Here is a 12966-nt window from a genome sequence, read left to right as displayed (position 1 = left end):
CGCTATCCGACGGCGTTCTCGGCGAGCAGGCCGTCCACGAAGTCCGGAAGCCCCGTCTGCCGGTCGCGCCTCAGCCGCTCGGCGGTGAGGATGGCGCGCATCCCGGCGAGCGAGCGGTCGAGATCCTCGTTGACGATCACGTAGTCGTATTCGCCCCAGCGCTCGATCTCGACGCGCGCGTTCTCGAGGCGGCGCTCGATCGTCTCTTTGCTGTCCTGCGCCCGGCGCTCGAGGCGGCTGCGGAGCTCGCGCATGGAGGGGGGCAGGATGAAGACCGTCACGACGTCGCGGCCGAGCTTGTCCCGCACCTGGCGCGTGCCCTGGTAGTCGATGTCGAAGATCATGTCCGTGCCGGCGGCGAGATGCTTCTCCACCGGGCGGAGCGGGGTGCCGTAGAAATTGCCGTGGACCTCGGCCCATTCGAGCAGGTCGTCATGCTCCCGGAGCCGCTGGAAATCTTCGACGGCGATGAAATCGTAGTCCTGGCCGGCGATCTCGTTCGAGCGCTTAGGCCGGGTCGTCACGGAGACCGAGACTTCGAGCCCGGCATCCTTGTCGGCCTTGAGGGCCTTCGTCAGGCTGGTCTTGCCCGCGCCCGAGGGTGAGGAGAGGATCAGGATGAAGCCTCGCCGCATGGCGGCCTGTTCGGACTGCCGGTCGATCGCCCCGTCGACCTCCTGTCCCGCCATCACCTCGTCCGCCACCGCTCACTCCACGTTCTGAACCTGCTCCCGGAATTGCTCCACGATCGCCTTCAAGTCGAGCCCGATCCGCGACAGGGAGACGTCATTCGCCTTCGAGCAGAGGGTGTTGGCCTCGCGTCCGAATTCCTGTGCCAGGAAATCCAGCTTGCGCCCGATCACGCCGCCCGCCGCCAGTAGATCGCGGGCCGCCTCGATATGGGCCCGCAGGCGGTCGAGCTCCTCGCGGATATCGGCCCGGGTGGCGAGAAGGGCAGCCTCCTGGTGCAGCCGGTCGGGATCGAGCGCGCGCGACGCCTCGACGAGGCTCGCGACGGCCGCGGCGAGGCGCTCCCGCACGGCCGCAGGCTGCCGCGCCGGGCACCGATCGGCCGCTTCGATCAGGGCGCTCATCTCGGCGAGCTGGCCGCCGAGCACCGCCGCGAGCGCGGCGCCCTCCACTTCCCTGGCCTCCTGCACCGCCGGGACGAGACGCCCCGCTGCGGCGACGAGGTCGGTCCTGAGGGCCTCGTCGAAGGCCGCGCCACCGCCGTCTTCCTCGATCTCGACGACGCCGCGCACGGCCAGAAGCCCGTCGAGCGTCGCCGGTCCGATCTCGGCCGGGCGGGCGATGCGAGCGAGCGAGGCGATCAGGTCCTCGAGTAGCGGACGATTGATCCGGACGCTCGCCGCCGCGGCGGCGCGCGTCAGCGTCAATCCGAGCTGGCACTGGCCCCGGCTCAGCGACGCGGCGATCAGGCGGCGCGCCTCCTCCCCGACCTGGTCGAACCCATTCGGCGTGCGCAACCTCACATCGAGGCCACGGCCGTTCACCGTCTTGATCTCCCAGGCCCATTGATACGGACCCGTCACCCCGGCTTCGCGCGCGAAACCGGTCATCGATCGAATCGTCATGGCAGGGACGTCAACCTCAGCGCGGGGGCATCCGCACGCCGGGCGGCAGGCCCGGCTCGGCAGCGCGCGACTGCTCCTGCTCACGCCGCCGGGACGTGCGGCTCGCACGAGCCGGCCGCGGGGCCGGCTGCGCGACCGGCTCCGGACCGAAGCTCGGCACGGTCTTCGGCGTCGTCAGATCCCAGGTCTTGTTGGCGAGCGGGTCGAGCGATGTTCCCTCGACCGCGTCGAAGGCGCGCCCCGCCGAGATCGACAGCGGCTCATCCCCGGTCGACGCCGTCCGGATCGGCGACGCCGCCTCGTAATCGGTGCGGTTATCCGGAGCCGGCGCTGCACGGTCGACCTCGCCCGCCGGTGCGGCCTCGCGCGCCCGCTCGATCTGGCGCCAGCGAGCGACGTTGCGCTGATGCTGGTCGTAGGTCTCCGCGAAGGCATGTCCGCCGGTGCCGTCGGCGACGAAGAAGAGATCCTTCGTCTTGAGCGGGTTGGCGACGGCTTCGAGGGCGGCCCGGCCGGGATTGGCGATCGGGCCCGGGGGCAGCCCCTCGATGACATAGGTGTTGTAGGGCGTCGCCCGGTCGATCTCGGACCGCAGGATGCCGCGGCCGAGCGTGCCCTTGCCGCCGACGATGCCGTACACGATCGTCGGGTCCGATTGCAGCTTCATCCGCCGCTGCAGGCGGTTCAGGAAGACGCTCGCGACGCGGGCCCGCTCGTCGCCCCGGCCCGTCTCCTTCTCGACGATCGAGGCGAGGATCACGAGTTCCTGCTGCGTCTTGATCGGCAGGTCCGGGGAGCGGCGCTCCCAGACGTGCTGGAGCGCCCTGCGGCTCGCCCGCTGCATCTCGTTGACGACCTGCTGGCGCGTCATGCCGCGCTCGAAGCGGTAGGTGTCGGGAAGCAGCGAGCCTTCGGGCGGGATCGCGTTCAGGTCGCCGGTGAGAATCTCGTTCTCGCGGAGCCGGGTCACGACCTGCTCGCTCGTCAGTCCCTCGGGAACCGTGAAGGAATGCAGGATCGCCTTGCCGCCGATCAGGGTGTCGATGGCCTGGGCCATGCTGACCTTGGCCTTGAACAGGAACTCGCCCGCCTTGAGCTGCCCCTTCGTGCGATTGGCGTAGGAATAGAGCTCGAACAGGACGGGGTTGTCGATCACCCCTTCCTTCGTCAGCAGCGCCGAAATCTCGGAGGTCCCGGTATTCCGCGGGATCAGGACGACCTTGTCGGCGTCCAGCGGCCCGGGCTTGCCGACCTCATGGCTCACCGAAATGAGCCCGAAGACCACCACGCCCGCCACGACCACGGCCGCGGTCAGCAGGCCGCTCATGAGGGATAGCAGGCCGCCACGCGGGCGCCGGACCCGCCTCGGCTGAGGCACCGGCACCGGTTTCAGCGATTCGCTCGGGCTCCGCGGTCCGTTCCGAGACGCCGTCGAGACGATCTCGGGGTCGGAGGAGGATGCAGCGCGTCGTCTGCCGAACATCTGATCGCCTTGCCGAATTCCGAAGAGGCGTCCCGACCCGCCCCCGAGCCGGCACGTCCGATGAAACAGCCGCGCGTCCGCCACGCGCCCGGCCTAGCTGACCGAGCATTATGGCGAAATGGCGTGGCTGCCGCGAAACGGCCCCGCTAAGCAGCCCGCCGGAAGACGAGGGAGGCGTTGGTCCCTCCGAACCCGAACGAATTCGACAGAGCGACGTCCACCTGCTTCGCCTTGGCCTGATGAGGCACGAGATCGATGGCGGTCTCGACCGACGGATTGTCGAGGTTGAGCGTCGGCGGGATCATCCCGTCCCGCATGGCGAGAATGCAGAAGATCGCCTCGGCCGAGCCGGCGGCACCGAGCAGGTGTCCGATGGCCGATTTCGTCGACGACATCGCGATCTTGCCGGCGGCATTCCCGACCAGACGTTCGACGGCGGACAATTCGATCGTATCCGCCATGGTCGAGGTGCCGTGGGCGTTGATGTAATCGATCTGGCCCGCGTCGAGACCCGCCCGCTTCAGCGCCATCGTCATGCACCGGAAGGCGCCGTCGCCGTCCTCGGACGGGGCGGTGATGTGATAAGCGTCGCCGGACAGGCCGTAGCCCACGATCTCGGCGTAGATCTTGGCGCCGCGCGCCTTGGCGTGTTCGTATTCCTCGAGGACGAGGATGCCCGCCCCCTCGCCCATGACGAAGCCGTCGCGGTCCCGATCATAGGGACGCGAAGCCCGCTTGGGCTCGTCGTTGAAAGACGTCGAGAGCGCCCGGCAGGCGGCGAAACCGGCCAGCGACAGGCGGTTGATGGGCGATTCGGCCCCTCCGGCCACCATCACGTCGGCGTCGCCGAACGCGATCAGCCGGGCGGCATCGCCGACGGCATGCGCACCCGTGGAACACGCCGTCACGACCGAATGGTTCGGCCCTTTCAGGCCGTGGGCGATCGAGACGTGCCCCGAGGCGAGATTGATGATCCGTCCCGGAATGAAGAACGGCGAGAGCCGGCGCGGCCCCTTCTCGGCGAGGATGACGGCGGCATCGTAGATGCCCCCGATCCCGCCGATCCCGGAGCCGATCAGCACGCCTGACGCGCATTGATCCTCATGGCTGGTGGGGTGCCAATCCGCGTCGTCGAGGGCCTGTTTCGCGGCCGTCAGCGCATAGACGATGAAGGGATCGATCTTGCGCTGATCCTTGGGGTCGACCCACTGATCCGGGTTATAGGTGCCATTCTCCCCATTCCCCAAGGGAATGGGACAGGCGATCTTGCAGGCGAGATCGGAGGTCTCGAAGGTATCGACCTGCTTGGCCGCGCTTTCGCCAGCCAGCAGCCGCTTCCAGGTCGCCTCGACCCCACAGCCGAGAGGGCTCACCATCCCGAGCCCCGTAACGACCACCCTCCGCATCAACATCCCCTTTTCGAGCCGACCAGGCGGTCGATCCCTGCGCCCGCGTTACGCCGCGGCGCTCTTGTCCAGGAACTTGATGGCGTCGCCGACGGTCACGATCGTCTCGGCCGCATCGTCCGGGATCTCGACGTTGAACTCTTCCTCGAACGCCATGACGAGCTCGACGGTGTCGAGGCTGTCAGCACCAAGGTCGTCGATGAAGTTGGCGCTCTCAGTCACCTTGTCGGCCTCGACGCCGAGATGCTCGACGACGATCTTCTTCACGCGCTCGGCAGTATCGCTCATCACAAGTCCCCGTCACAATCCTGAATTCGGTTCCGGCGGGCCCCGGCGACTGGATGCCGGAACCGTCGGCGAAGCAACGGATCGCCGGAGGAGGCCGTGCAAAGCCTTATTTTCGGCGCCGGTCAAGCCCTGGGGCCGTCACGCCCGTGGAGGACGCGTCGGCCGGGGCATCAGAGCATCGCCATTCCGCCGTTCACGTGCAGCGTCTGACCCGTCACGTAGGCGGCCTCGTCGGAGGCTAGATAGACCACCGCTGCGGCAATTTCGTGCCCCTCGCCGAGACGCCCCATCGGAACCCTGCCGAGAATCGCGCCCTTCTGGGTCTCGTTCAGCGAATCCGTCATCGGGGAGGCGATGAAGCCGGGCGCCACGAGATTCGCCGTGATTCCCCGCGTCGCGACCTCGGCGGCGAGGGCCTTCGTCAGGCCGGTGAGCCCCGCCTTCGAGGAGACGTAGTTCACCTGGCCCGGATTGCCGATGGCGCCGACGACCGAGCCGATCGAGACGATGCGGCCGCGCCGCCGCCTCATCATGCCCTTCACGGCCGCACGCGAGAGCCGGAAGGCCGCCGTCAGATTGACGGCGATCACGTCGTCCCAATCGGCGTCCTTCATGCGCATCAGAAGCCCGTCGCGCGTCACGCCCGCGTTGTTGACGAGAATGTCGAGAGAGCCGCCGAAAGTCTCCTCGGCCTGCGGCACCAGGGCCTCGACCGCATCCTTGTCGGCGAGATTGCAGGCCAGGACATGCACGCGCTCCCCGAGTTCGGAGGCGAGAGCCTCGAGCGCCTCGGGCCGGGTTCCGGACACGGCGACCGTCGCCCCCTGGCCGTGCAGCGCGCGGGCGATCGCTCCGCCGATGCCGCCGGTGGCGCCCGTCACGAGGGCGGTGCGCCCGCTCAGGTCGAACATGATTCAGGCTCCGAGGAGGGGACGCACGGCGTCGAGATCGGATGGCTGGCCGAAGGGGGCTGCCCGGGCGCCGGCGGCGATCCGCTTGACGAGACCCGTCAGGACCTTGCCGGCCCCGACCTCGACGAAATCCGTCACCCCGTCCGCGGCCATGGCCGCGACGCTTTCGCGCCAGCGCACCGTGCCCGTCACCTGGCGTACGAGGGCATCGCGGATCGCCTCGGGAGCGGAGATCGCCGCAGCCTCGACATTGGCGACGACCGGCACGACCGGCGTGCTGATCGTCGTCTCGCTCAAGGCCGCCTGCATGGCCTCCGCGGCGGGCGCCATGAGCCGGCAATGGAAGGGCGCGGACACGGTCAGCATCATGCCCCGACCGCCCTTGGCCTGGGCGAGCGCCGCGGCGCGCTCGACCGCCGCCTTGTGGCCGGACACGACCACCTGACCGGCGCCGTTGTCGTTGGCGATGTCGCAGACCTCGCCCGCCGAGGCCTCCTCGGCGATCGCGCGGACGGCGTCGTATTCGAGCTTCAGGATCGCGGCCATGGCGCCGGTCCCTACCGGGACCGCCTTCTGCATCGACTCGCCGCGCAGGCGCAGGAGACGCGCTGAATCGGAAATCGAGAGCGCCCCGGCCGCGGCCAGCGCGGAATATTCGCCCAGCGAATGGCCGGCCACCAGGGCGACGTCGCGCGCGAGATCGAGGCCGAGCTCGCTCTCCAGAACGCGCAGCGCCGCAAGGCTCGTCGCCATCAGCGCCGGCTGAGCGTTGGCCGTGAGATTGAGCTCGTCGGAAGGCCCTTCCCACATGAGAGCGGAGAGGTTCTGAGAGAGCGCTGAATCGACTTCGTCGAACACGGCCTGGGCGACAGGGAAAGCCGCGGCGAGGGCCTGGCCCATCCCCACGGTCTGGCTTCCCTGCCCCGGGAAGATCAAGGCGCGCATTCCATCCCCGTTCCGTGACACTTTTTCGTCGGGCGGCAGGTCGCATCCGGCTGCCCCAACGTCAACCCGCATGCTTAACGCCCCGCGTCAAGCCGCCGCGGGGCGAACCAAAATTGTCAGGCGTCGTTCAGTCACCCTCGGGAATGATCCGCAATCTGGGCGACAGGATCGCCGCCGAAGCCGGGTGGACCAGCGCATGCTGGAATCCGGCGGGGCGGCAGACATCAGGGAGCACATCATGTCCATCAAGACTCTGGGCCTCGTCGGCATCGCCGCCGCGACCCTGACGGCAGCGACGGTCCTGGCACCCGCCACGGCCAGCGCTCAGTACCGCGGCGGCGGCTGGGGCGGCCATCACCATGGCGGCTGGGGCGGCGGTTATCGCGGCGGCGGCTGGGGCGGCGGCTACCGCGGTTATCGCGGCGGCTATTACCGCGGCGGCCGCGGCTTGGGCTGGGGCGCCGTCGGAGCCGGCGTCGCGCTCGGCGCGCTCGCGGCCGGCGCGGCTGCGGCACCCTACTACCGCCCCGCTCCGGCCTACGGATATGGCGGCTACGGCTATGCCCCCGCCTATTACGGCGGCGGCTGCACCTGGCGCCCCCGCCGCGCCTGGGACCCCTATTACGGCTGGGTCGTCCAGCGGGTTCGCGTCTGCTACTAAGGGCGTCTCGTATCGACACGGCGGGAGGCTTCGGCCTCCCGCCGTCATTCGTCTCTGCGGCGTCGCCTTGCCGATCATGCCAGGATGCCGTAAAGCGGGTGCAATCCCGGAACCCGGTTAAGTTTGAAGGAGCCGCCGCATGGCGCGCGTCACCGTTGAGGATTGCATCGACAAGGTCGACAACCGGTTCGAGCTGGTCCTGCTCGCGAGCCATCGGGCCCGCCTGCTCGCCTCCGGCGCCGCTCTGACCGTCGACCGCGACCGCGACAAGAACCCGGTCGTGGCACTGCGCGAGATCGCAGACGAGACGATCGGCCCGGACGATCTCAAGGAGCAGCTCATCCATTCGCTCCAGAAATACGTCGAGGTCGACGAGCCTGAAGCCGAGACGGTGCCGCTGCTGGGTCAGACGGTCGCCGCCATCCCGGCCTCCTCGTCCGACGATACGGACGTCCAGTTCGACAAGATGAGCGAAGAAGACCTCCTGCGGGGTCTCGAGGGCCTCGTGCCGCCGGCAGCGACGGACGACGAGGAGGGCTGAACCCAGCCCCCAATTCGGTGCATGTCTGCACCAGACGCAGCCCTGGCCGCCGGCCAGGGCTTTTTTGTTGTTCTAATCTCAACGGTTTGGCTACGAGAGATATCCAATCCGAGAGGAGTCCGGCCGTTCCCCGCATGATGCGCCAATACGAGCTCGTCGAGCGCGTGAAGCGGTACGACCCCTCGGCCGACGAGGATCTGCTCAACCGCGCCTACGTCTATGCGATGATGGCCCACGGCACGCAGAAGCGCGCCTCGGGCGAGGCCTTCGTCGTGCATCCGCTCGAGGTCGCGGCGATCCTCACGGATCTGCGGCTCGACGCCGCCACCATCGTCGCCGCCGTCCTCCACGACACGGTCGAAGACACGGCCGCGACGCTCGAGGAGATCAACCGCATCTTCGGTCCGGAGATCGGCTCGCTCGTGGACGGGCTGACCAAGATCAAGCGCCTGGATCTCGTCTCGAAACAGGCCGCGCAGGGCGAGAACTTCCGCAAGCTGCTCCTCGCCATCGCCGCCGATACCCGCGTGCTTCTCGTCAAGCTCGCGGACCGTCTCCACAACATGCGCACGCTCGGCTTCATGCCGCCGGAAAAGCGCGCGCGGATCGCGCAGGAGACGCTCGACATCTATGCGCCGCTCGCCGGCCGCATGGGCATCCAGGAGATGCGGGACGAACTCGAGGATCTCGCCTTCCGCAACATCAACCTCGAAGCCTACGAGACCATCGCCACCCGGCTCGCGAGCATCGAGGACCGCAACGGCCGCCTGATCGAGGAGGTCGAGGACGGTTTGAAGGCGAAGTTCGCCGCCAACGGCGTCGAGGCCAAGGTCGTCGGACGCCGGAAGCGTCCCTACTCGATCTGGCGCAAGATGGAGCGCAAGTCCGTCGCCTTCGAGCAATTGTCCGACCTGTACGGCTTCCGGGTCGTCGTCGAGGAGATCGATGCCTGCTATCGCGTGCTCGGCATCGTCCACACCTCCTGGCCAGCCGTGCCGGGCCGGTTCAAGGACTACATCTCGAATCCGAAGCAGAACGACTACCAGTCCATCCACACGACGGTGATCGGCCCAGGCTCCCAGCGCGTCGAGCTGCAGATCCGCACGCGGGAGATGGAGGAGATCGCCGATTTCGGCATCGCCGCCCACAGCCAGTACAAGCACGGCTCCCTCGGCGCCGACAGCCGGGCCTATCAATGGCTGCGGCGCACCGTCGATCTCCTGGCCGAGGGCGACAGCCCGGAAGAATTCCTCGAACACACCAAGCTCGAACTCTTCCACGACCAGGTCTTCTGCTTCACGCCGAAGGGCCGCGTCATCGCCCTGCCGCGCGGCGCCAATGCGATCGATTTCGCCTACGCGGTCCATACCGATGTCGGCAACACGGCCGTCGGGGCCAAGATCAACGGGCGCATGGCGCCCCTCTTCAACGAGCTGTTCAACGGCGACGAGGTCGAGATCGTCCGCGCCGATGGCCAGACCCCGCCTCCCGCTTGGGAATCGCTCGTGGTCACCGGCAAGGCCCGGGCCGCGATCCGGCGGGCCGCGAAGGCCGCGACGCGGCGCCAATATGCGGGTCTCGGCCACCAGATTCTCGAGCGCGCCTTCCAGCGCGCCGGCAAGGCCTTCTCGGACGAGAAGCTGCGCGGAGCCCTGCCCCGCCTGGCGCGGGCGAGCGCCGACGACGTGCTGGCCGCGGTCGGCCGCGGCGAGATGTATTCCGGCGATGTCGTGCGCGGGGTCTATCCAGACTATGTCGAGCGCCGGCCCGAAATCCACGAGGCGCCGCTCGCCCGTCTCAACGGCACGGCGACGCCCGCCGACGCCCTGCCGATCCGCGGGATCGGCGGCGACCTTCCCGTCCAGTTCGCTCCGGAAGGCGGCGCGGTCCCGGGCGACCGCATCGTCGGCATCCTCACGCCCGGTGTCGGCGTGACGATCTATCCGATCCAGAACCCGGCCCTCGCCGCCTTCGACAACGAGCCGGAGCGCTGGATCGACGTCAGGTGGGACGTCGAGGCCGGCGCGGGGCGCCGCTTTCCGGCGCGCCTCCTGCTCCACTCGATCAACGAGCCCGGCAGCCTGGCGCAGGTCGCGCAGGTCATCGCCGATCACGACGGCAACATCGAGAACGTCGCGATGCAACGGAGCACGCCCGACTTCACGCAGACGACGGTCGACCTCTCGGTCTTCGACCTGAAGCACCTCAACGCCATCATGTCGGAACTGCGCGCGAAGCCGGCGGTCAACAAGGTCGAGCGCATCACGGGCTGACGGGAAGGGCTCGCCCGCCGATCAGCCGGCGAGCTTCATCAGCACGATCCCCGAGACGATGAGCGCGGCGGCCGCGAGCCGGGCCGGCGCGGCCGGCTCCCCGAGGACGGCGATGCCGACGACGAAAGCCCCGACCGCGCCGATCCCCGTCCAGATCGTGTAGGCGGTGCCGAGCGGCAGCGACCGCATGGCGAGCGCGAGCAGGACGAAGCTCGCGATCATCGCGACCAGGGTGACGAGGCTCGGGACGGGACGCGTGAACCCATCCGACGCCTTCATCGAAAAGGCCCAGACGATCTCGAGCAAGCCTGCGAGAAACAAAGCAATCCAGGCCATGGCAGCCCTCCTTGAAGGGCCGGGCCGTCCCGGACTTGAACCCCGCCGATGCGAGGGCGGAGACGTTGCTCCGTCCCGCTCATATGGGACATGCCGCGCGGGCCGCAAGCGGCGGGGAACGGACTGGCTGCTCGCGCGCACGGCCGAGCCCGCACCCGAACCGGGCGGATCGTCGTTCCGGCGGCACCGCTCGCCTTGCTCGACGACACCCTCCTGTGCCACCGATCCGGAGCGGCCGCTGCCGTACTCAGGAAGGGCTCACGCTTTGACCTCTCTGTTCGATCCCATCCGCCTCGGCGCCGTCACCGCCCGCAACCGGATCGTGATGGCGCCCCTGACCCGGGCGCGCGCCACGCGAGACCACGTGCCCGTCCCGATGATGATCGACTACTACCGGCAGCGTGCCGGGGCCGGGCTGATCATCACGGAAGCGACCGGCATCAGCCCGCAGGCCCTCGGCTGGCCCTATGCCCCCGGCATCTGGAACGACGAGCAGGTCGAGGCCTGGAAGCCGATCACGCGAGCGGTGCATGAGGCGGGCGGGCTCATCGTCTGCCAGCTCTGGCACATGGGGCGCGTCGTCCATCCGAGCCTGCCGGGACGCAGCCAGCCCCTGTCGTCCTCGGCCACGACGATGCCGGGCCTCGCCCGAACCTATGACGGCAAGCAGCCCTATTCCGTGGCGCGCCCGATGACCATCGACGACATCCATCTGGTCCTGGGCGAATACCGCGCAGCGACGCGCAACGCCCAGAATGCGGGGTTCGACGGCGTCCAGATCCACGCGGCGAACGGCTACCTCATCGACCAGTTCCTGCGCGACAACGCCAATTTCCGCACCGACGAATATGGCGGCTCGATCGAGAACCGCATCCGCTTCCTGCGCAATGTCGTGAGAGCCGTCGCGGACACGATCGGCCCCGACCGGACCGGCGTCCGCCTGTCGCCGAACGAAGAGAGGCAGGGCGTCAACGACAGCAATCCCGAGCCGCTCTTCGAGGAGGCCGCGCGCATGCTGTCCCATATCGGGATCGCCTATCTGGAAGTCCGCGAGCCGGATTACGACGGCACCAACGGCAAGGCCGAGCGCCCGCCCGTCGCGCCCCGCATGCGGGCGGCCTTCCGGGGATCGTTCATCCTGAATTCCGACTACACCCAAGCCAAAGGGCAGGCCGCGCTCGATGCCGGACTCGCCGATGCGATCTCCTTCGGACGCCCCTTCATCGCGAACCCGGACCTTCCCCGCCGCTTTTCCGACGGCATCCCGCTGGCCTCGGACGATGCGGACACGTGGTACGCAGGCGGCGAGAAGGGCTACATCGATTATCCCGCGGCGCCTTAGCGCGCCCCCCCGACGCCGACAGCCGACCGCCCCGCCGGCATGAACAGCGAAGTCGAAAGATGAGGACATCTGCGTCCTCTGCTTTGACTTACTGAAAACAGCCGTCAGAATGCAGTCGTCGACAAGCAATCCGGCAGCACGAGAACGACTGCCGGACATGGGAGGGATGAATGATCCGACGGTCCGTCGTCTGGCTCGCCATGGCCGTCCTCGCGGCCCTTCCCGGTGTGATCTCGAAGCCGGCCGAGGCCGCCTTCCCCGACCGGCCCGTCACGCTGATCGTCCCCTGGGCGGCGGGTGGCGGAACGGATGCGATCGCCCGCATGATCGCCTCGCAGATGGAGAAGGACCTCGGCGTCCCGGTCAATGTCGTCAACAGGACGGGCGGCAGCGGAGTCGTCGGCCATGCGGCGATCGCCGCCGCCCCGCCGGACGGCTACACGATCGGTCTCATCACCCTCGAGATCAACATGATGCACTGGGTGGGGCTGACGAAGCTGACCTACGAGGCCTTCACGCCGCTCGCCCTGATGAATGCCGACCCGGCGGCCATCCATGTGCGGGTCGATTCACCGCACAAGACGCTGAAGGACCTGATCGCCGCCATCAAGGCCAGCCCCGGCAAGCTCAAAGCCTCCGGCACGGGACAGGGCGGGAGCTGGCACCTCGCCCTCGCCGGAATGCTGAAATCGCAGGGCATCAACCCGGCGAGCGTCCCCTGGGTGCCCGCCACCGGAGCCGCGACGGCGCTCACCGACCTCGCCGCCGCCGGGCTCGACTTCGTGTCCTGCTCCCTGCCCGAGGCCGATGCCCTCACCCGCGCCGGCAAGATCCGGAGCATCGCCCTGATGGCGGAGAAGCGCGCCAGGAACTATCCGGACGTGCCGACCCTCAAGGAGGCCGTGGGCTCGGATTGGAAGAAGGGCGTCTGGCGCGGGATGGTGGGGCCGAAGGGCCTGCCGAAGGAGGCCGCCGCCCGCTACGAGGCCTCGCTGAAGGCGATCTATGCCGGCCGCCCGTTCCAGGACTTCATGGCCTCCCGCGGCTTCGAGCCGATCTGGGGCGATGCGGGCGAGTTCGCGGCCTTCATGAAGACCGACAACGCCGAGATCGGCGACATCCTCAAGGAGATGGGGCTCGCGAAATAGACCCCCGACAGCCGCCCTGCCGAGAGGCCCGGCCGCC

13 protein-coding genes are annotated in these 12966 nt (G+C 68.6%); 5 read left to right on the top strand and 8 right to left on the bottom strand.

The annotated features are described in order from the left end of the window. Positions 1 to 2: 2 nt before the first annotated feature. The 7 genes from gmk to fabD all read right to left on the bottom strand — a co-directional run bounded on the left by gmk (position 3) and on the right by fabD (position 6628). Positions 3 to 635 carry a guanylate kinase gene (gene gmk / locus EV668_RS18470; protein WP_133773008.1) on the bottom strand — a complete coding sequence of 211 codons (633 nt, stop codon included), beginning with the start codon at positions 633 to 635 and terminating at the stop codon, positions 3 to 5. A 72-nt stretch (positions 636 to 707) separates the two neighbouring features. Beyond that, entirely contained in the window at positions 708 to 1595 is an 888-nt protein-coding gene (locus EV668_RS18465; protein WP_133772801.1) for a YicC/YloC family endoribonuclease, read from the bottom strand. 16 nt (positions 1596 to 1611) lie between these two features. Further along, positions 1612 to 3078, bottom strand: a complete 1467-nt coding sequence (gene mltG / locus EV668_RS18460) for an endolytic transglycosylase MltG (protein WP_133772799.1) — start codon at positions 3076 to 3078, stop codon at positions 1612 to 1614. Between the two features lie 146 nt (positions 3079 to 3224). Next, on the bottom strand, positions 3225 to 4484 hold the full coding sequence (gene fabF / locus EV668_RS18455; protein ID WP_133773006.1) for a beta-ketoacyl-ACP synthase II: 1260 nt from the start codon (positions 4482 to 4484) through the stop codon (positions 3225 to 3227). Positions 4485 to 4532: 48 nt separating this feature from the next. Next, positions 4533 to 4772, bottom strand: coding sequence for an acyl carrier protein (locus EV668_RS18450; RefSeq protein WP_133772797.1), 240 nt, complete (start codon positions 4770 to 4772; stop codon positions 4533 to 4535). 170 nt (positions 4773 to 4942) lie between these two features. After that, complete coding sequence (gene fabG / locus EV668_RS18445; protein ID WP_133772795.1) at positions 4943 to 5683, bottom strand: 3-oxoacyl-[acyl-carrier-protein] reductase; 741 nt, start codon at positions 5681 to 5683, stop codon at positions 4943 to 4945. Between the two features lie 3 nt (positions 5684 to 5686). Continuing rightward, the gene (gene fabD / locus EV668_RS18440; protein ID WP_133772793.1) at positions 5687 to 6628 is read right to left on the bottom strand and encodes an ACP S-malonyltransferase; all 942 of its coding nucleotides are present in this window, start codon (positions 6626 to 6628) and stop codon (positions 5687 to 5689) included. 238 nt (positions 6629 to 6866) lie between these two features. Here fabD and EV668_RS18435 point away from each other — a divergent pair, with 238 nt between their 5' ends. The 3 genes from EV668_RS18435 to EV668_RS18425 all read left to right on the top strand — a co-directional run bounded on the left by EV668_RS18435 (position 6867) and on the right by EV668_RS18425 (position 10103). Beyond that, positions 6867 to 7289: a hypothetical protein gene (locus EV668_RS18435; protein WP_133772791.1), complete on the top strand. Its 423-nt coding sequence runs from the start codon at positions 6867 to 6869 to the stop codon at positions 7287 to 7289. Between the two features lie 139 nt (positions 7290 to 7428). Then, positions 7429 to 7830: a DNA-directed RNA polymerase subunit omega gene (gene rpoZ, locus EV668_RS18430; RefSeq protein WP_133772789.1), complete on the top strand. Its 402-nt coding sequence runs from the start codon at positions 7429 to 7431 to the stop codon at positions 7828 to 7830. A 134-nt stretch (positions 7831 to 7964) separates the two neighbouring features. Then, entirely contained in the window at positions 7965 to 10103 is a 2139-nt protein-coding gene (locus EV668_RS18425) for a RelA/SpoT family protein (protein WP_133772787.1), read from the top strand. Between the two features lie 21 nt (positions 10104 to 10124). On the opposite strand, the gene sugE is transcribed toward EV668_RS18425, so the two are convergent. Continuing rightward, positions 10125 to 10439, bottom strand: coding sequence for a quaternary ammonium compound efflux SMR transporter SugE (sugE, locus tag EV668_RS18420; RefSeq protein WP_133772784.1), 315 nt, complete (start codon positions 10437 to 10439; stop codon positions 10125 to 10127). 265 nt (positions 10440 to 10704) lie between these two features. Here sugE and EV668_RS18415 point away from each other — a divergent pair, with 265 nt between their 5' ends. Both EV668_RS18415 and EV668_RS18410 read left to right on the top strand, forming a co-directional pair. Next, a complete protein-coding gene (locus tag EV668_RS18415; protein WP_133772782.1) occupies positions 10705 to 11781 on the top strand; it encodes an alkene reductase in 1077 nt (358 codons plus the stop codon). Between the two features lie 170 nt (positions 11782 to 11951). Next, positions 11952 to 12929: a Bug family tripartite tricarboxylate transporter substrate binding protein gene (locus EV668_RS18410; RefSeq protein WP_133772779.1), complete on the top strand. Its 978-nt coding sequence runs from the start codon at positions 11952 to 11954 to the stop codon at positions 12927 to 12929. Positions 12930 to 12966 lie beyond the last annotated feature (37 nt).

Source organism: Enterovirga rhinocerotis, assembly GCF_004363955.1.
GTDB lineage: Bacteria > Pseudomonadota > Alphaproteobacteria > Rhizobiales > Beijerinckiaceae > Enterovirga > Enterovirga rhinocerotis.
Note: the sequence above shows the minus strand (reverse complement) of the source record. Positions and strands in the feature narration are given on the sequence as shown.